The following is a 17,751-nucleotide window of genomic DNA, read 5'->3' as shown; positions in this document are numbered from 1 at the left end:
AAGCAATGAACGGGTCATTCTCCCAAAAACAAACGGGACAGATATACCCACAATCTTCATTTGCCGGAACATTATAGGTAAAATATCCGCAGCAAGGACATTGATATTTCATCATTTCGTATTTTTAGCTCCCCATTATAATTTCATATTTGAATAACAGCAAATTATCAAAAATATCATTCCTAAAATCGCAAGACTTTCGCATATAGAAACTATTTTGAAATTCCTCAAACTCATTTTTCCTTTTTTATATTCGTCATAACACAAATAAATTGTAATCGCTGCAAATACAATCGTTATAATCTCGATAACCGGCATCTATATCCCTCCTAAAATTGATTTGTCGCTCGTCATGCAATCTGAAAGTTATTATTTCAAAATAAAGGGTAGTATTATCATAACAATTCCTGATAGAGCAAATAAAATACCGCCAATTTTTGTGGTTTTCAGATATAACTCAGATGGCTCATCTGCACGATAAGATTTCCATGCTTCTGTTAATTTCCACACTAAATCTGGCTTTAAAAAAATAAACACACCTAAAACAAAAATTATAACTCCACCACTAATAGACCATAACATAGGCGTCCCTCCCGTTATTCAAGTCCAGTTTGTTATTGATTTCATTATACTTTATTACCTATCGAAAAGATAGCGTATTTTATGAAACTTGTCAGATGGGAACAGCTTGCAGCGCAAGGTGTCCCCAGATGGCAAGTCCACAAAAGGGTAGCTGGCGGCAGCCAGCGCAGGGGAAGCGTAGCGTCCCCTGTTTGATTTGGAGCAGACCATGACTGCGGAAAATCACAGCCCTCCGGCGAGGAGCCTTCGGAGAACGCAATGCACCAACCTTTGGGTGGTGTATAATTGCGCCCTTAGTAAACTAAGGGGTTTCCGGCTTCTCCCGTTCCAGCAGTTTCTTCAATAGTTCCTGCGTGTCCTGCCTGTGAAAAATGAGTTTCAACAACAGCATGACATCATCATCTGTCAGGCGTTCCGGCTCTTGCAGAAAACTTTCCAGCATACCGCCACGAGTACAGAGCCGGTGCGTCCGTTCCTTTCGGGTAAGCTGCTTTAACTGGTGCTGCAATGCCTTTTCATCATTGATGGCTTTCCGCAGTTTCTTTTCGCTTTTCTCCAGCTCCCGGTTGAGCTTTTCCAGCTTTGAGGTATCAGGCAAGGGCAGCGTCCTCCTTTCCCGGTATCAACACATAAATCCTGTTTGGTTCTCCAACGCCCTGACGCACCCGCATGATAAGTCCGGCGTTTTCCAGTTCATTCAAAGAACGCTTGACCGTCATAGAGCTGCGGGACAGGACTGCGGCAATGGCTGTGACAGGGAAGCAGACAAACAGGATTCCGTTCTCGTCCTCCTGCCCATTGGAGAGCATAGCGTCCAACATCCGGCAGTACATGACCTTTGCGGTGCTGCTGACTGGAAACCCTGTCAACGCTCTTGGAAAAGCCATACAGGGCGGCAATGGTGTGTCTATCGTCATAAATTCAAAATTCATTCGGTGTGTTCCTCCTTTTTCTTTGCTCGTTTGGATAAATAACGGGGGCAGTCAATCACAACCGCCCGGAAGCTCTGCTTGCACCCATGCTGGCATTTCCGGCATAATTCGTTGTAAGTGACACGCCCCCGGTCATTGAGGTAAAAAGAAAGCTCATGCTTCCTCTTTTTGCTCATTCTCGGCATATTGCGCTTCCTTCCGTTTTCGTGTATGGTTTCGGGGCGATTTTCGGCAAAATTACAGCCATAGAGCCGCCTAAAATCTCCCGAAGTATCAGCGATAGGGTAGACTATCCCCCTATCAGATTGTCGTGTTTCGGTATCATTTCGGTGTCAGTTCGCCAGTTCTCCCCGGTGTCGTTCCTCCCCTGAATCTCACAGCGGCGTATCGCTCCCTTTGGTATGCTCGTTTCGGTCAGGGTTCCTCCACATCCCTGCCAAAAGTCATGGCACTACATCGCCGGGGAAGCATATCCCACACAGGCTGGTCATTCGATTGGAATAATCCATCGATGAACTACCTGTATCATAGAACATTTTTGTGCCCTGTGCCGTATGTCCACAAAGTAGGAATTAGGGGTAAAAATCAGAAATTTCCACGATTGCGGAATTGATATGGTATAATCAATTCAACGGTTATAAATGTTGTCAGAAGGGGGAACTGCTTCAATGAACGGAGCTACTACAATACAGGAACGGCTAAAAGATTTACGATTAAACAAAGGATTAAAACTGGAAGAACTGGCAGAGCAAACGGGTATTTCAAAATCGGCTCTTGGCAGTTATGAAAAAGATGACTATAAGGAAATCAATCATGGCAACCTTATCCTGCTGGCAGATTTTTATGAGGTGTCCCTCGATTATCTCTTTTGCCGGACAGAGAACCGGGCGGAGATCAACACGCCATTAAGGGAGCTGCATTTGAGTGATGAGATGGTAGCACTTCTGAAAAGCGGTCGGATTAACAACCGTCTGCTGTGTGAACTTGCCACACATAAGGATTTTATCAAGTTTCTTGCAGACATTGAGATTTATGTGGACGGGATTGCCACCATGCAGATTCAAAACCTCAATGCACTTGTTGATACCGTCCGGCATGAAATCATTGAACGGTATCGCCCCGGCGAAGATGACCCCCATTTGAAAGTGCTGCAAGCCGCCCATATCAGTGATGATGAATATTTCAGTCACATGGTACGGGATGACCTCAATCTCATTATCCGGGATATTCGAGAAGCCCATAAAAAGGACAGTGAGAGTGCACCCCAGACCACCGTTGCCAATGAACTGAAAGAAAATCTGGAAGCGGTCGAAAACTTCAAGGGTAGCCGGGATGAAAAGCTCGTTGTCCTTTACTGCAAACAGCTTGGTATCAACTATAAAAATCTGTCAGATGAAGAATTTCGCTGGCTAATTCGGATTCTCAAAAAGTCAAAGAAAATGGGAACGCCTATCAGCCAGAGGAAAAAACGATAAAGAAAAACCGCTGTTGCATGGTTTGTTGGCTTCCATGTAGCAGCGGTTTGTGCTGGGGTTATTCAGTTAAGTTTTCAGAGTGGAAAACTGGAAGTTACAGCACCATTTTCCATAACAATGATGAAATAAATGGTTGAAGGAAGAACATAATAAGTGCTACCGATACACATATTATGTAAAAGTCACCCATTTTTGAATTTGAAAAGATTCGCTTCGTAAAATTATCAGTTATCCTATGTACAATAAAATATCCAATTATAGTACCAACAGTATTTGTAATAATATCGTTTATATCACTCGTTCTAAAAGTAAAAATCTGTGATATTTCAATTAAACTTGTAACTATAAATCCCATTAAGGCAATATTTTTAATGTTTCTAAATTTATCCCACAATATCGGCAAAAAGAAACCAAATGGAACAAATAAAAGTATATTCAAACAAGCATTAATGAAATCCGAAACCATATCCAAAAACGGGATAATGTTCACTGCAAAATCAATTTTCAGAGATGCTATATTAGGAAAGCCTACAAGTGCTAAGACTGCAGTAAAATAAAACCCAAATACCATATAAATAATAGTTCGTTTCCAGCTATGAAAACATAACTTGTTATATATGCACCAAATAGGAATTATAAAAACAGCTGCCGCAACAATTTCGATAAGTGCACTATATATTCTATACACGTTTTTCTACCTCCAAAACTTCTAATTTGTCATAATCATTCTACGCGTGTTTTCCCAATAACAATGTAAAACAACGGTATCATTATAATCATTGCTGCTATGATATGTACATATATGAAACTTTGTGTTCCTGTAACAAGAAACAAACTTGTTATTGTATAATTCCATAACCAATGAAATCCTGTGGGCATCCAAATACTCTTTGTAGTGTAAAACATTTCATTAGCAAATATTCCATATAGAAAAGGAAAAATAAACATTACCAGAACAGAAATATTATCGGTATTAAAAATATGTGGTAGTGTAAAAATAAGTGCAGCTATTACGCAACTCAAATACTTATTTTTACATTTTTGCAGCAACAGCCCAAAAATAATTCCTCTAAAAATAACTTCTTCAATAAAGGACACGAAAAAGTAAAATATGAATTTCCCTTTATGATTCATCAACAGTGATAAAAAATCAGTGTCTTGAAGAATTATATTTGATTTGACTGATGAATAAACTATAAACAATACAATGATTGGCATTATAGCTCCAACTGCAAAATTCAGAAAGTCTATTTTTCTAAAATATAACCCTATGCTTTTTAACATAACGCACCTTTTAACCTCTGATTTGTCATAATCCTGACACCATACTATTATGAATAAATTATCTCATGCAAAACAATTTCTTCTGCCCGATTGTGGATATTATTGCACCGCCGCACCCATTCCATTTGACGGGTACACTTTAATTCCTCGGTTACGCCCTCGGCAATTTTCATCTGCTCCATGATGGTGTCTAACCGTTCCTGTGCCTGTTCGTTCAGGTCTGAAAGATATGTCCATAACTCCCCAGTCAAGGTCAATGTGTTCAATCGGGCTGGATGGATTTCCCTTAAATATTCCCGGTGCAGCCGTCCATACTTTCCAATGGGGCGGTGTTCTTCCGGCAGTTTCAGGTCTGGGATGTAGTAATCTCCAACAAAGATATAATCAATTCCGTTTTCCGTTATTCTTGGTTTCAATTCGCTCATGTTTTAATCTCCTCATTCTGGCTCATTTTTTTGCAAGTCTGGCTCTCCAGAAATATTGGTAAATCTTTGGTAAATTTGAGACTGAAGCACAAAAAACGCTTAAAAACGGGGCTTATGAGACGATTTGAGACTTTTCATCATGCCCGGTAAATCCTGCCGTGGCAGATGAATAATACTTTTATCATTGTTTTATTTCTCCTTGATTTTCCCCGGAATGCCCTGTTTTGCAAGGGATTCCGGGGATTTGTAGAATGTGTGTTTGGGATGGCATCTTGGCAAAATAGGGCAAGATGGAGCAAGTTGTTGCGGGCTGTTAGTAGTAAAATTAGTAGTAAAACGAGGTAGGCTTACTACTAAGGATTTTAAATACACATATCAAACTCTGTAATGGTCTTAACAAATTCTTGTAACTCTGTTAGCGTTGAAAATTCTCTAAATGACTTTTCTTCACTTCTTGGTTGTTGCTGAAGAATCGCATCAAACAAGGCTTCCAAACTCACTCTAGGATTTTTCCACAGCATTGTTTCTTCAAATTTATTACAATACAGAAACATTTTTACATCATAAAATTCAGACCATTTTTTTCTCTGCTCACCTTCATTTTTTGCCAAATTTATAATTGTAAATGGAGCAATATCTTTCATCTGGCTTAAATGATTGGCTGATTTCATCAATTCCACCGCTTCAACATCCGTAACAGGAGCACCATAACCATATACTGTAATCCCCGCCGCCCTAGACAACACAGATTTCGCCAAATTCCATTCATTAACAATTATCGGCTTGCTATTATAGTCTTTCTTTCCTATAGGATATAGCAATGGCATTTGCTCAAGTTCTTTAAAACATTTCGGACAAAGACAATTTGCATACCCTTTTATTTTGCACTCATAGCACAAACCGACTCCAGCATTACCATGCGGAAATATTAACTCAGGTAAATTCCCAACACATATATTTCTTTTATATGCTTGCATCAAAAATGGATCCCAGTTAAATGATATTATTGCATCTTTTTCAGTCAACGACAAAATCAAATAATCATATAATGTTGGTTCATCTGGAATCTGCAATTTGCTAAAATAATCGCACACTTCATATTCTAATTTTTTCTGTAAATCTCTATACTCAGTTTTTCCATTTATATCAGAAAATAATTTTTCAAAATCCTCCATCTGTTCATCCGAAAAATTATATTTTTTCAATTCATCCGTAAGGCCAAGAATGTTGTGTATATTTTTTAATAATGGAACTTTCTTTCCATTTTTATCTATCTCACAAGCAGCAATAGATGCACCTGCACCTACAATGACCACATGCGGATCTATCAAACGCTTTCCTACATGATTCGGTAATCTATATGGTAAAATATCTTGAAGTGACATTTGATAACCTCCTATCTGCAGCCATTATAAATGAGCTAACTAATGCTGCTTAATTTCCCAACATATTAGCCTTTGAATATAATGTTTTAATGGTTTCCATAACTTCATCTGAACTGAGGATTTTCTTCAATGCATCTTTAAATTCATCTATATTTTTACATTCATACTGCGGGCAAAAAAAATCCATATCCTCAGAGAAAGATTTCCCTACTGAAATCGCAACTGGATAATTCTGTTCAAAATTAGAATACATAATTAGCACTGTCTTACTATAGTCATCCAATGCCGGAACTATTACATTAAATATTGTTGCTGCACCATATTCAACTTCATGATTTGTCACTTTCATATAAATAGGTTTTCCATAAAGCACAAATCCCGTTTTATCTCCTAATGCAGATATCTGCTCTTTTAAGATTGTTTCTGGAAAGTCGCTAGTATTTTTTTCCAAATCTTTTACATTTTTAAATCCCCATAAATCTATAGCCATATTTTCATCCTCCTATAATTTCAAATTTTATTGGCAAATGATCAGAATATTTTTCTTTATCAATTGTTGTATTGGGAACAAAGTTGTGATTCTCTGTCTTTTCTATTATTTCAAAGTAGTCCCAGTTAAACTTATCAATATAACATGGTCTTAATAATACTGAATCAAATGAATACCAGTATATTGCATGGTCATCTTTGTCTCCTGAATTATAGTAAGAACCTTGAACTAATTTATTTGCACCCATTAAAGCCCAGATAGGATTAAAATAAAGATATGTTGTTCTCCCATCAATTTTTCTAGTTTTCTTAGCCGCATGACTAGCTGACATTGTTGCATTAAAACCATAACCGCTACATATTCCAGCCTCATATGGTTGCATATTAAAATCCCCTACTATAATTGTCCGTTTTTCATTATTTTCAAAAAATTCTTGTTCATATTTATTCAATTCCCTAGCTATGTCATTCGCACGGTTATATTGTGCCTCATTAGATTTTGTCTTTTTACTCAAAAGATGAACAACTACTAATAGACAATCAACTTTATCATATTTTTTTATCTTATAAATGGAATAATGCCCATCTTCTTTATATGGAATAATCTTAATTTCTTTCTTTGCCAACACTCTAATATCATTTTGCGGGCTAATCTGAATATCGTTCCATTCATTACCACTTAATTTGAGATGATTCAATATTGCAGTTATATCCAAATTTTCAGCTTCAGCCAAAGAAACTATATCTAATTGATTTTCCTTTATCATATCAATTAGTGGACTAATTAGATTTTTATTATATATGTTCCAAAATAGAATTTTGATTATTCTCACCTCTTTTTCATATAAACTTCCAATTATATTATACCAATAGATTATTTGCAACGGTGTACAAAGGGAACATAATAAAAAACTTAATAATGGACTGCCAATCTTACACAAAGTACCGCCCAAACGAGACTACGGGCGGTATTTTTGTATCATGGCGGAGAAAGGAGGAACTTCCCACGGGGGCTTGACTGAAAAGTTGAGCCCCTTTTTTCATGCCAAAAAACAGGAGGTAAATGCTTATGGCAGATGATAAAACCACAAAAACGCCGGAACAGCCGGTAACGGATAGCGGGCCGGGCAAGGAAACACCGCCTAATCCCCCAAAAGAGTCGGAGAAGGTTTCCGTTTCCCCGGAGCCGGAAAAAAAGACGGAACCAGAGGTAAAGACCCCACAGGTTTCTGTCTATAACTTCGCTGAAATTATGAAGGAAAAGAAAGCCGAGGAACGAGCGGCAGCTCCCGGCGTGGAAAAGCCTGACCCGGCAAAAGCGGAGAAACCGGAAAAGCAGCCGGAGGCTCCGAAAAAAGCAGAGGAAAAACCCAAAGAGCCGGAACAGCCGAAGCGCCGGGGCCGTCCCCCGAAAGCAGATAAGGACAAGGACGCAGCCTCGAAATCCAAAGCTCCCGCACAGAAAACGGAAAAGGCGGTCAAAAAGGAACCGGAGAAAAAAACGGCTCCAACGGTACAGGCCGCTCCCGCTCCGAAGGAACCCGAAAAACCGAAGGATGCTCCACGCCGGGGCAAGGAGCAGATCGTCTATATCAAGCTGAACGAACTCCACGCCTTCAAGAACCATCCCTTTGAAGTCCGGGACGATGAAGAAATGCGGGCTATGGTGTCCAGCGTTAAGGACAAGGGCGTGACCCAGCCCGCTATCGTCCGTCCCCGTGAGGATGGCGGCTATGAGATCGTGTCCGGCCACCGCCGCCAGAAAGCCAGCGAGCTTGCCGGATATGCGGATATGCCCTGTATCGTCCGAAACCTGACAGACGATGAAGCCATCACGCAGATGGTCGAGGATAATCTCAACCAGCGTGAAGAAATCCTCCCCAGTGAGCGGGCCAAAGCCTTGAAAATGCAGCTTGAGGCTATCAAGCACCAGGGCTCCCGCACTTCGGGCCAGATTGACCCGAAGGACGCAGGAAAACGCTCCAACGAAATTGTGGCCGAGCGTAATAAGATGGCGGTCAAACAGGTGCAGCGGTATATCCGGCTCAATGAGCTGGTTCCCGACTTGATGAAGCTGATGGATGAAAAAAAACTGGGCTTTACTACGGCGGTGGAGCTTTCCTATATCGGCAAGAAGAACCAGAACTATATCGCCGTTGCCATTGACAGCCAGCAGTCCTCGCCTTCACAGGCGCAGGCAAAGCGTATGCGGGAACTGGACGAAAAGAAGCTGCTCAACGGGGATGTGATCGACGGCATTATGATGGAGGACAAAAAGGAGGTAGACAAAGTGATTTTGACAGGTGCGGAACTGAGCAAGTATTTCGGCAAGGAAACTACGCCGAGGGAAATGAAGGACCAGATCATCAAGCTGCTGGACGACTGGAAGGGTCAGCAGAAGGAACACGAAAAACCGGAGAAGAAAACCGAACAGGAAAAGTAAGCTAAAACTTCGGGTCAGCATGGCCCGAGGATTGCGGGGCTCTGCCCCGCGCCCCGAAGCTCTGGAGATATAAATGATTCCCCGTCGCCAGTTATTCCGTAGCATAGCCGGGAAAATCAGTCAAGGGCAGCGCCGCCGCAGGCGGTGCCAGAGGCACCCTTGACGGATTTCTCCCGGTTATGCTTTTTCCCGGTCAAGCGACGGGGATATAAATTCTCCAGAGCCGTTCCCCTTCCCGGGGGAAGGGGCGGAGGGATTGGGCGAACTCTTGCTTTTCCCTAAACCAAAACAGAAATGGAGGCTCAACCAATGAAACGACCTTTAGCGTACCTGACCGCCGCATGGAGCGGCGAGCCGGATGTTGATATGGAGCTGGCGGCTCACTACTGCCGCCTTGCTTATGAGGCGGGCTTTTCCCCGATCTGCCCGCTCTTGTACCTGCCGCTGTTTTTGAATGACAGCGTTCCCGAGGAACATAAGGCCGGGATTGATATGCGCCGGGATATGCTGCGGCGTTCTCATACCCTGATCGTCTGCGGCAGCGTTGTGGACGAGGATGTGAAAAACGATATTGCGGTTGCCGGACGGCTGGGCATTGCGGCGACAACGCTGGAAGGGGTGCTTGCCGTGAAGGGACACGGCACCCCGGGCCATGCCGGACATTAAGCTGGGGAGCCTTTTCGACGGGATCGGCGTGTTCCCTCTGGCTGCTTCCCGGTGCGGTATCCGTCCGGTCTGGGCCAGCGAGATTGAAAAAGCGCCCATCTCCATAACCAAAAGGCACTTTCCCGATATGGCGCATTTGGGAGATATTACGAAGGTGGACGGCGGGAAAATCCCGCCGGTCCATGTGATAACCTTCGGTTCCCCCTGTCAGAACCTTTCTCTGATCGGCAACCGCTCCGGCCTTGCCGGGGCAAAATCAAGCCTGTTCTATCAGGCGTTTCGTATCATACAGGAAATGAGGGATGCTACTGATAACCTATATCCAGCTATCGCTGTTTGGGAAAACGTCATGGGAGCGTTTTCTACAAATGACCGGATGGACTTTAGAGCCGTCCTATCCGCCTTCTCGGACACCGAAGTTCCAATGCCTCCTTCGGGAAGATGGGGAAATGCCGGAATGGTGCGAGGGGGAACGCCTGATGTGTGCTGGCGGCTCATGGACGCCCAGTATTGGGCAGGCACCCGAAGGCTGGCACGAAGGCAGCGGATTTTCGTCGTGGCGGATTTTGGAGGCAGACGTGCCGCAGACATACTATTTAAGCCCCGTCCAATGCTCCCACTTCCTCCGCCTTGCGGAGAGGGCGGGCGGGCCGCCGCCGAAGGAGATCGAACAGCTTCTTTTGAAACAGGGCGGCAGATACCAGTCATCCACCCCTTTCAGTGCTTCCGTATGCGGGGAGCGGCAAAAAGGCAGGAAGAAACGGCCTTCCGAAACAGCTTCGGATTACCAACTGACCCTTTTCCCACTCTTTTAGCCAGTGACGTGACGCCCTTCGCCTTCTGGTATGAGGGCGACCCGGAGGGCGGCTGTATCCGTTTTCTGACGGAAACGGAAAGCGAACGGCTGATGGGGCTGCCAGAGGGCTGGACAAAGTACGGGGCGGACGGCGTGGAGATCCGGCCTCTGCAACGCTACAAGGCGCTGGGGAACGCGATTGCCCTCCCTTGCGCCGATTACATTATGGCCGGGATCTATGAGGTGCTGGCTGACCGGGCCGGAAAGGAGGAATGAGCCCATGTTTGAAGCCTATATAACCAACACCGCCCTGTACCCCTTGATGGGGATTGAGGTAGGGACAACGGTACATTTCCCCACGACGACACAGGAGTTGCAGGCCGCCCTTGCCAAAATCGGGATAGACGGGAAACGGTACAGCGAAGTGTTCTTTACCAGCTTTGACAGCGATGTGCTGGGGCTCTACGATCATCTCTACGAATGTGAGAACATCGACGAGCTGAACGAGCTGGGCCACGCCCTGCTGGAAGTACGGGATAAGGGCGGACTGGAAACCTTTGAAGCCGCTCTTGTCTTGGGAAACCACACACGGAGCGTGAAGGATTTGATAAACCTGACGCAGAACCTTGACCTTTACCGCTTTTACCCGGATATTTCCGATGATGAAGGGCTGGGCCGCCTTTACGCCGACGAGCTTGGGACCATCGACATACCGGAGCACATTCAGAACTACTTCGATTATGAAGCATACGGGCGGGATGTGCGTATCAACGAGGGCGGCGTATTCGCTCCCGGTGGATATGTGTCGGCAGTCCCGGAGGGCTTCAAGGAGTATTACCACGGGCCGCAGGACATTCCGCCGGAACACCGGATATTTGCCTATCCTGAAAAGGCCGAACCTGTCCACTCCATTCTCGTTGCACTCAAACGGTTTCAAGAAGCCCCGCCCGCTCCGAAAAAGGACAAGGCGGGGCCTTCCCATGAAGAACGGTAGGACTTCGGGCCAGCATGGCCCGAAGCATGAAGGAGGTGCATACCATCAACTATTACCCTATCAATGAAGGAGCCGCCCGCCGGGCAAAGGAAATGAACAGCTTTTCCGACTACAAGGAAGGGAGCGCAACGGCGGAATACCGGGCAATGGTGGACAAGGCCGCCGCCATAGCGGAAAAGCAGAAATCCCGGGTGGCCCCCATGTACCATGAGAAGATCGACCATTTGTTAGACACCTATGCCCGAAAGCTGGCTGAAAACATGAACCAGGGCTTTGCCATTGACGCAAGGGTTCCCTCTGTGATGATCGCCGGACCTGCCAATTTCCCGGTGGGGAAGAAGGAAAAACAGAACCGGGCCCGGGACAGCAACATGGAGGAATGGCAGTATATTCAAGGGCTGCTGGATAAGATACGCAGTACCGGCATGGGCGGGATCAGCGCCGATGACCCGGCAGCGATTGAAAAGCTCCAGAAGAAGCTGGACGGGCTGGAACGCTCCCAGCTCATTATGAAGGAGGTCAACGCCTATTACCGCAAGCATGGCAAACTGGATGGCTGTGCGCTGCTGTCGCCGGACCAGATCGAAAAGCTGAAAGCAAGCATGGCGTCAAGCTGGCGGAGCGACCCGAGGCCCTTTGAAAGCTACCAGCTTACCAACAACAACGCGGAGATCCGCCGGGTAAAGGCCCGTATCGAACAGCTTTCCAAACAGGCACAGCAGGAATTTTCCGGCTGGGAGTTCGATGGGGGTCGTGTGGAAATGAACCGGGAGGACAACCGCTTGCAGGTGTTCTTTGACGGAAAGCCTGACGCGGACACCCGGGCCGAGCTGAAAAGCAGCGGCTTTCGTTGGGCTCCCAGCGTGGGTGCATGGCAGAGGCAGCTCACGGACAACGCCATCCGGGCGGCTGACCGGCTGGAATGTATCAAGCCGCTGTCCGGCGAAAAGCCCTCCCAGCTTCAAAAGAAGCCCTCTATCTTGCAGACCATGCGGGAACAGGGCGAAAAAGTCCAGACGGAGCCGGAAAAGAAAGCTCCGTCCGGCAGGGATGCCGAGCGGTAAGCCTCGGGCCACATTGGCCCGAGGCTTTCTGTTCGCCGAGATTGTACGGGGGCCTCCCGGATAGCGGGAACCCCGACGGAAAGGAGGTTTTATGCAGGAAGAAGTAAACCAAAAAACGGTTGCCCTTTCGATCAGGACAACGAAGCTCACGGGAAAAGTGCTGGCTGCCGCTCTTGGGAAGGTGGTGCGGACGCTGCAAAAGCACCACCGGAAGGCGCTGACCCCACAGGGACGCCAGAGTGTGAAAAAGCTGATGAACCACTATGGCGGCAAAAGCGCCATGCCCTATGTGGGAGCCCCGAAGGATTTTGACCGGATCGCGAAGGAGTTCCATGTGGACTACGCTTTCCATAAAGTGAGCCCCGGCCATTACCTGCTGTTTTTCAAAGCCAATCAGGCGGACGCTATCACGGCGGCCTTCCAGAAGTACAGTGCAAAGGTGCTGGACAAAGAGCAGGACAAGCCTTCTATCCTCGGCCAGCTTCGGAAATTCACGGAGCAGATCAGGACGCAGGCAAAGGAGAAGCAGCGGACCAGAGAGGCGGTGAAGGACGGACGTTGAGTGACAAGATCAGAAAATATGTGCTCCCCAACCTGCCGTACCTCTTTGTGTTCTGGTTTTTTTCCAAAATCGGGACGGCCTACCGGACTGCACCCGGCACAGACTTCGGGACAAAGCTCATGGGGATGCTCGACACCTTCCCGAAAGCCTTTGAAACCTACTGGCCGGGGCTGGGCGGTATTGACCTGCTGGTGGGCCTTGCCGGTGCGGCTGGGATGTATCTGCTGATACAGTCAAAGATCAGGAAGGCAAAAAAATTCCGGCGGGATGCGGAGTACGGCACCGCCCGCTTTGGAACAAAGGAGGATATAAAGCCGTTTGTAGACCCTAAATTTCAGAACAATGTCATTTTAACCGGGACGGAGTTCCTTACCATGAACACCCGTCCGAAGGTACCTGCCAATGCCCGGAACCTAAACGCCTGTGTCATCGGCTCGTCCGGCTCGGGAAAGACAAGGTTCTGGCTGACCCCGCAGCTCCTTCAAGCCCATTCCTCGTATGTGGTGGTAGACCCGAAGGGCGGCACCCTCGACCAGTGCGGGCGGTTCCTGCAAAGGGAAAAATACAGGGTGCGGGTGTTCAACAGTATCGACTTCTCCAAATCCATGCACTACAATCCGCTGGCCTATATCAAGACGGAAAGCGATGTTTTGAAATTCGTTACCGCCCTGATTGCCAATACCAAAGGCGATGGCAAGGAGGGCGACGAGTTCTGGACAAAAGCCGAAACCCTTTTGTACTGCGCCCTTGTGGCCTATATCGTCTTTGAGGGGCCGGAGGAAGAACGCAACATGAATACGCTGGTGGAAATGATAAACAGCATGGAAGTCCGGGAAGATGACGAAACCTTCAAAAATGCGGTTGACTATATGTTCGATGGGCTGGAACGCCGCAGTCCCCAGCACTTCGCTGTGAGACAGTATAAGAAATACAAGCTGGCCAGCGGCAAGACAGCTAAAAGCATACTGATTAGCTGCGGAGCCAGACTTGCCCCCTTTGACATTCCCCAGCTTCGGGAGATCATGTCCTATGACGAACTGGAGCTTGATAAGCTGGGGGATGAAAAATCAGCGCTGTTCTTCCTTATCAGCGACACGGACACCACCTACAACTTTTTGGTTGCCCTCGCTTTTTCGCAGATGTTCAACCTTCTGTGTGAACGGGCTGACAATACCTATGGCGGGCGTCTGCCCTACCATGTGCGGGTGCTGTGGGACGAGGCTGCCAACACCGGGCAGGTGCCGGGGCTGGAGAAAATTGTGGCTGTCATCCGTTCCCGTGAGATCAGCCTGACACTCTTTTATCAGGCTATGAGCCAGTGCAAGGCATTGTACAAGGACCATTCTGAAACCATCATGGGCAACATGGACAGTATCGTGTTCCTCGGAGGCCGGGAGGCTTCCACCCTAAAGGATATTTCGGAAAACTGGCTGGGCAAGGCCACCATCTCCATGCAGACCGAAGGCCGGAGCCGGGGGCAGTCTGAAAGTTACAGCCAGAATATGCAGCGGCTTGGCCGGGAGCTGATGACTACCAGCGAGATCACCACCATGCCCGGGGATAAATGTATCTTGCAGCTTCGGGGGCTCCCGCCCTTCCTGTCCCCGAAGTATGACTTGAAAAAGCACCCGAATTACAAGTACACAGCCGAATTTGATAAAAAGAAAAACGCCTTCCGCTTGGAAAGCCTGTTCCGCCACCGGCCATTGAGACTAAAGCCGGAGGACGAATACACGGTGTACGAAGTGGACGGCTCCGACACGGACGAAGAAGCTGACCTGTTGAACTTCGATGATCTGGACAGCGACGAGTTCGTGTAACTTCGGGCCATGATGACCCGAAGCGCCGCCGATGTGGGCGGCTTTTTTTGTACCCAAAACCATCAAACAAACAAAATGGAGGAACGTATATGGAATTTTTCAATCAGGCAATCGACATTCTTAAAATTCTGGTCATGGCTCTTGGCGCCGGTCTGGCGGTGTGGGGTGTCATCAACCTTCTGGAAGGTTACGGGTCGGACAACCCTGCGGCAAATGCTCATGTACGGTAAAGAAGCAAGCAACCGAAAACAATAGATAGACCGCCAGCACTACACTATTCCGAACCAAAGACCAAAAGATAAGCATTTTGAGAAAATCTAAACTTTTGGATTTTCCTACAATGCCGACTACGGCGGAATCCCTCCCACTCCTTATATATTTCTTTCTGTATACATTGAATTTGTATTTAGTAAAATGCAGACAACACCACGGATCGGCTTTTGGCTGGACAATTCCAACCAAACACCGCAGCAGACAGTAGAAACCATTCTGAACGTTAGGAAGCCGGTATGATTGTTACATATAAGGGGAAGAAAAATTTCTTTTAGATACTTGTTTTCCTAAAACTGATGTGATATAATAATTAAACTGATGTGATATAATAATTCAATTCCAGAAAAGGAGTAAAAAATATGCGGCAAGGTATTCTTAAATAAAACTATAATCAAATAGTGGGAACAAAGGATTATGATAGTCCCTTTTGTAGGGGCTTAGTTTTTTGTACCCAATTTAAGAATACTTTTGCCTTATCAATTTTGACATATCCCCAAAAACAGCACTCACAAACAGGTGTATGCTGTATATGTGTATGTCCGCAAATTATCATCCCCAGTGGTAAAAGTATTTTACTGCTGGGGATTTTTATGCCCTTCGGGGCAGTAAAGGGAGGACAATCACATGAAAATAATCAATATTGGAATTCTTGCCCATGTAGACGCTGGAAAGACGACCTTGACGGAGAGCCTGCTATATGCCAGCGGAGCCATTTCAGAACCGGGGAGCGTCGAAAAAGGGACAACGAGGACGGACACCATGTTTTTGGAGCGGCAGCGTGGGATTACCATTCAAGCGGCAGTCACTTCCTTCCAGTGGCACAGATGTAAAGTCAACATTGTGGATACGCCCGGCCACATGGATTTTTTGGCGGAGGTGTACCGCTCTTTGGCTGTTTTAGATGGGGCCATCTTGGTGATCTCCGCTAAAGATGGCGTGCAGGCCCAGACCCGTATTCTGTTCCATGCCCTGCGGAAAATGAACATTCCCACCGTTATCTTTATCAACAAGATCGACCAGGCTGGCGTTGATTTGCAGAGCGTGGTTCAGTCTGTTCGGGATAAGCTCTCCGCCGATATTATCATCAAGCAGACGGTGTCGCTGTCCCCGGAAATAGTCCTGGAGGAAAATACCGACATAGAAGCATGGGATGCGGTCATCGAAAATAACGATAAATTATTGGAAAAGTATATCGCAGGAGAACCAATCAGCCGGGAAAAACTTGTGCGGGAGGAACAGCGGCGGGTTCAAGACGCCTCCCTGTTCCCGGTCTATTATGGCAGCGCCAAAAAGGGCCTTGGCATTCAACCGTTGATGGATGCGGTGACAGGGCTGTTCCAACCGATTGGGGAACAGGGGAGCGCCGCCCTATGCGGCAGCGTTTTCAAGGTGGAGTATACAGATTGCGGCCAGCGGCGTGTCTATCTACGGCTATACAGCGGAACGCTGCGCCTGCGGGATACGGTGGCCCTGGCCGGGAGAGAAAAGCTGAAAATCACAGAGATGCGTATTCCATCCAAAGGGGAAATTGTTCGGACAGACACCGCTTATCCGGGTGAAATTGTTATCCTTCCCAGCGACAGCGTGAGGTTAAACGATGTATTAGGGGACCCAACCCGGCTCCCTCGTAAAAGGTGGCGTGAGGACCCCCTCCCCATGCTGCGGACGTCGATTGCGCCGAAAACGGCAGCGCAAAGAGAACGGCTGCTGGACGCTCTTACGCAACTTGCGGATACTGACCCGCTTTTGCGCTGCGAGGTGGATTCCATCACCCATGAGATCATTCTTTCTTTTTTGGGCCGGGTGCAGTTGGAGGTTGTTTCCGCTTTGCTGTCGGAAAAATACAAGCTTGAAACAGTGGTAAAGGAACCCACCGTCATTTATATGGAGCGGCCGCTCAAAGCAGCCAGCCACACCATCCATATCGAGGTGCCGCCCAACCCGTTTTGGGCATCCATCGGACTGTCTGTTACACCACTCCCGCTTGGCTCCGGTGTACAATACGAGAGCCGGGTTTCGCTGGGATACTTGAACCAGAGTTTTCAAAACGCTGTCAGGGATGGTATCCGTTACGGGCTGGAGCAGGGCTTGTTCGGCTGGAACGTAACGGACTGTAAGATTTGCTTTGAATACGGGCTTTATTACAGTCCGGTCAGCACGCCGGCGGACTTCCGCTCATTGGCCCCGATTGTATTGGAACAGGCATTGAAGGAATCAGGGACGCAACTGCTGGAACCTTATCTCTCCTTCACCCTCTATGCGCCCCGGGAATATCTTTCCAGGGCTTATCATGATGCACCGAAATACTGTGCCACCATCGAAACGGTCCAGGTAAAAAAGGATGAAGTTGTCTTTACTGGCGAGATTCCCGCCCGCTGTATACAGGCATACCGTACTGATCTGGCCTTTTACACCAACGGGCAGAGCGTATGCCTTACAGAACTGAAAGGGTATCAGGCCGCTGTCGGCAAGCCAGTCATCCAGCCCCGCCGTCCAAACAGCCGCCTGGACAAGGTGCGCTATATGTTTCAGAAGATAATGTAACGTCTTGCGCAATGCAA

Annotated in this window: 19 protein-coding genes and 1 pseudogene; 10 read left to right on the top strand and 10 right to left on the bottom strand. The window is 46.9% G+C overall.

The window, feature by feature from the left end:
- Positions 1-369 precede the first annotated feature (369 nt).
- The 4 genes from DW931_RS15440 to DW931_RS15425 form a co-directional block, all read right to left on the bottom strand.
- Complete coding sequence (locus DW931_RS15440; RefSeq protein ID WP_118468456.1) at positions 370-582, bottom strand: DUF6199 family natural product biosynthesis protein; 213 nt, start codon at positions 580-582, stop codon at positions 370-372.
- 301 nt (positions 583-883) lie between these two features.
- Entirely contained in the window at positions 884-1,180 is a 297-nt protein-coding gene (locus DW931_RS15435) for a DUF3847 domain-containing protein (protein ID WP_002594808.1), read from the bottom strand.
- Complete coding sequence (locus tag DW931_RS15430; RefSeq protein ID WP_005930726.1) at positions 1,173-1,514, bottom strand: DeoR family transcriptional regulator; 342 nt, start codon at positions 1,512-1,514, stop codon at positions 1,173-1,175. Before DW931_RS15430 ends, DW931_RS15435 begins: the two co-directional genes overlap by 8 nt.
- Positions 1,511-1,699: a hypothetical protein gene (locus DW931_RS15425; protein ID WP_002304353.1), complete on the bottom strand. Its 189-nt coding sequence runs from the start codon at positions 1,697-1,699 to the stop codon at positions 1,511-1,513. The genes DW931_RS15430 and DW931_RS15425 overlap by 4 nt, the downstream gene beginning before the upstream one ends.
- A gap of 483 nt (positions 1,700-2,182) precedes the next feature.
- Between DW931_RS15425 and DW931_RS15415 the strand changes: the two genes are divergently transcribed.
- Positions 2,183-2,989 carry a helix-turn-helix transcriptional regulator gene (locus DW931_RS15415; RefSeq protein WP_118468458.1) on the top strand — a complete coding sequence of 269 codons (807 nt, stop codon included), beginning with the start codon at positions 2,183-2,185 and terminating at the stop codon, positions 2,987-2,989.
- Between the two features lie 94 nt (positions 2,990-3,083).
- On the opposite strand, the gene DW931_RS15410 is transcribed toward DW931_RS15415, so the two are convergent.
- The 6 genes from DW931_RS15410 to DW931_RS15385 all read right to left on the bottom strand — a co-directional run bounded on the left by DW931_RS15410 (position 3,084) and on the right by DW931_RS15385 (position 7,306).
- Positions 3,084-3,677, bottom strand: coding sequence for a VanZ family protein (locus DW931_RS15410; protein WP_118468460.1), 594 nt, complete (start codon positions 3,675-3,677; stop codon positions 3,084-3,086).
- A gap of 35 nt (positions 3,678-3,712) precedes the next feature.
- Positions 3,713-4,273 carry a CPBP family intramembrane glutamic endopeptidase gene (locus tag DW931_RS15405; RefSeq protein ID WP_118468462.1) on the bottom strand — a complete coding sequence of 187 codons (561 nt, stop codon included), beginning with the start codon at positions 4,271-4,273 and terminating at the stop codon, positions 3,713-3,715.
- A 47-nt stretch (positions 4,274-4,320) separates the two neighbouring features.
- On the bottom strand, positions 4,321-4,698 hold the full coding sequence (locus tag DW931_RS15400) for a TnpV protein (protein WP_118468464.1): 378 nt from the start codon (positions 4,696-4,698) through the stop codon (positions 4,321-4,323).
- A 362-nt stretch (positions 4,699-5,060) separates the two neighbouring features.
- Positions 5,061-6,083 (bottom strand): hypothetical protein, encoded by a 1,023-nt coding sequence (locus tag DW931_RS15395; protein WP_118468466.1) that lies wholly within the window; start codon positions 6,081-6,083, stop codon positions 5,061-5,063.
- 49 nt (positions 6,084-6,132) lie between these two features.
- Complete coding sequence (locus DW931_RS15390) at positions 6,133-6,573, bottom strand: hypothetical protein (RefSeq protein ID WP_118468468.1); 441 nt, start codon at positions 6,571-6,573, stop codon at positions 6,133-6,135.
- A 4-nt stretch (positions 6,574-6,577) separates the two neighbouring features.
- Positions 6,578-7,306 (bottom strand): hypothetical protein, encoded by a 729-nt coding sequence (locus tag DW931_RS15385; protein WP_207664455.1) that lies wholly within the window; start codon positions 7,304-7,306, stop codon positions 6,578-6,580.
- 329 nt (positions 7,307-7,635) lie between these two features.
- Between DW931_RS15385 and DW931_RS15375 the strand changes: the two genes are divergently transcribed.
- From DW931_RS15375 to tet(W), 9 genes and pseudogenes are all read left to right on the top strand, one after another.
- On the top strand, positions 7,636-9,015 hold the full coding sequence (locus DW931_RS15375; RefSeq protein WP_107001186.1) for a ParB/RepB/Spo0J family partition protein: 1,380 nt from the start codon (positions 7,636-7,638) through the stop codon (positions 9,013-9,015).
- Between the two features lie 309 nt (positions 9,016-9,324).
- Entirely contained in the window at positions 9,325-9,681 is a 357-nt protein-coding gene (locus tag DW931_RS15370; protein ID WP_009901612.1) for a hypothetical protein, read from the top strand.
- Positions 9,668-10,753, top strand: coding sequence for a DNA cytosine methyltransferase (locus tag DW931_RS15365; RefSeq protein ID WP_107001185.1), 1,086 nt, complete (start codon positions 9,668-9,670; stop codon positions 10,751-10,753). Before DW931_RS15370 ends, DW931_RS15365 begins: the two co-directional genes overlap by 14 nt.
- A 4-nt stretch (positions 10,754-10,757) precedes the next feature.
- Positions 10,758-11,471, top strand: coding sequence for an antirestriction protein ArdA (locus DW931_RS15360; RefSeq protein ID WP_107001184.1), 714 nt, complete (start codon positions 10,758-10,760; stop codon positions 11,469-11,471).
- A gap of 14 nt (positions 11,472-11,485) precedes the next feature.
- Positions 11,486-12,535: a hypothetical protein gene (locus DW931_RS15355; protein WP_107001183.1), complete on the top strand. Its 1,050-nt coding sequence runs from the start codon at positions 11,486-11,488 to the stop codon at positions 12,533-12,535.
- A 91-nt stretch (positions 12,536-12,626) separates the two neighbouring features.
- On the top strand, positions 12,627-13,097 hold the full coding sequence (locus tag DW931_RS15350; RefSeq protein ID WP_107001182.1) for a PcfB family protein: 471 nt from the start codon (positions 12,627-12,629) through the stop codon (positions 13,095-13,097).
- Positions 13,094-14,917 (top strand): VirD4-like conjugal transfer protein, CD1115 family, encoded by a 1,824-nt coding sequence (locus DW931_RS15345; protein WP_107001181.1) that lies wholly within the window; start codon positions 13,094-13,096, stop codon positions 14,915-14,917. Before DW931_RS15350 ends, DW931_RS15345 begins: the two co-directional genes overlap by 4 nt.
- Positions 14,918-15,006: 89 nt before the next feature.
- A pseudogene (locus DW931_RS15340) lies at positions 15,007-15,135 on the top strand (Maff2 family protein); the annotation flags it as partial.
- Between the two features lie 679 nt (positions 15,136-15,814).
- On the top strand, positions 15,815-17,734 hold the full coding sequence (gene tet(W) / locus DW931_RS15330; RefSeq protein ID WP_000691721.1) for a tetracycline resistance ribosomal protection protein Tet(W): 1,920 nt from the start codon (positions 15,815-15,817) through the stop codon (positions 17,732-17,734).
- Positions 17,735-17,751 lie beyond the last annotated feature (17 nt).

Source organism: Clostridium sp. AM43-3BH (genome assembly GCF_003479985.1).
GTDB classification, from domain to species: domain Bacteria; phylum Bacillota; class Clostridia; order Lachnospirales; family Lachnospiraceae; genus Otoolea; species Otoolea fessa.
The sequence above is the reverse complement of the archived record's forward strand: the minus strand, read 5'-3'. Positions and strand labels throughout refer to the sequence as shown.

Bases quoted from the DNA above. Each gene is read 5' to 3' on its own strand.
- DW931_RS15405 (WP_118468462.1), bottom strand. From the start codon at position 4,273: ATGTTAAAAAGCATAGGGTTATATTTTAGAAAAATAGACTTTCTGAAT.
- DW931_RS15390 (WP_118468468.1), bottom strand. From the start codon at position 6,573: ATGGCTATAGATTTATGGGGATTTAAAAATGTAAAAGATTTGGAAAAA.
- DW931_RS15350 (WP_107001182.1), top strand. From the start codon at position 12,627: ATGCAGGAAGAAGTAAACCAAAAAACGGTTGCCCTTTCGATCAGGACA.
- DW931_RS15440 (WP_118468456.1), bottom strand. From the start codon at position 582: ATGTTATGGTCTATTAGTGGTGGAGTTATAATTTTTGTTTTAGGTGTG.
- DW931_RS15430 (WP_005930726.1), bottom strand. From the start codon at position 1,514: ATGAATTTTGAATTTATGACGATAGACACACCATTGCCGCCCTGTATG.
- DW931_RS15395 (WP_118468466.1), bottom strand. From the start codon at position 6,083: ATGTCACTTCAAGATATTTTACCATATAGATTACCGAATCATGTAGGA.
- DW931_RS15375 (WP_107001186.1), top strand. From the start codon at position 7,636: ATGCTTATGGCAGATGATAAAACCACAAAAACGCCGGAACAGCCGGTA.
- DW931_RS15425 (WP_002304353.1), bottom strand. From the start codon at position 1,699: ATGCCGAGAATGAGCAAAAAGAGGAAGCATGAGCTTTCTTTTTACCTC.
- DW931_RS15365 (WP_107001185.1), top strand. From the start codon at position 9,668: ATGCCGGACATTAAGCTGGGGAGCCTTTTCGACGGGATCGGCGTGTTC.
- DW931_RS15355 (WP_107001183.1), top strand. From the start codon at position 11,486: ATGGCCCGAAGCATGAAGGAGGTGCATACCATCAACTATTACCCTATC.
- DW931_RS15370 (WP_009901612.1), top strand. From the start codon at position 9,325: ATGAAACGACCTTTAGCGTACCTGACCGCCGCATGGAGCGGCGAGCCG.
- DW931_RS15415 (WP_118468458.1), top strand. From the start codon at position 2,183: ATGAACGGAGCTACTACAATACAGGAACGGCTAAAAGATTTACGATTA.
- DW931_RS15400 (WP_118468464.1), bottom strand. From the start codon at position 4,698: ATGAGCGAATTGAAACCAAGAATAACGGAAAACGGAATTGATTATATC.
- DW931_RS15360 (WP_107001184.1), top strand. From the start codon at position 10,758: ATGTTTGAAGCCTATATAACCAACACCGCCCTGTACCCCTTGATGGGG.